The sequence below is a fragment of the Streptomyces sp. URMC 127 genome, assembly GCF_051386535.1.
Classification (GTDB): domain Bacteria; phylum Actinomycetota; class Actinomycetes; order Streptomycetales; family Streptomycetaceae; genus Streptomyces.
The window spans coordinates 1-260 of the sequence record NZ_JBPQTW010000550.1; the positions used below are offsets into that span (position 1 = coordinate 1).

1 protein-coding gene is annotated in these 260 nt (G+C 51.5%); it reads left to right on the top strand.

Going from position 1 to position 260, the window contains the following annotated elements; genetic code table 11:
• Positions 1 to 260: hypothetical protein (locus ACSNOH_RS35350; protein WP_436725522.1), on the top strand; the 260-nt coding region annotated here is incomplete at both ends.

Consider the following 260-nt stretch of genomic DNA (forward strand, 5'->3'; position numbering starts at 1 on the left):
GGTATTTGCTTATGGCGCCCTGAATTACTATGGGCCGGACAGTGAGTGGAACCCGCTGCCGGAAGAAGACGGGCGTTTTTGCGGGACGTGCCGGGTTAAAGAAAAATGCCATTACTATTCAAGATGGCATCCCCGCTCCTCCGCAGCTTCTGTAAAGGATGATCATCTCCAAGCGGGAGATCAGTCCAGCTTGTATACTGCATACAGGCCAGACGCGTGTATTTTTGATGAGGAGATTGACATCGAGGATACGTACGTGG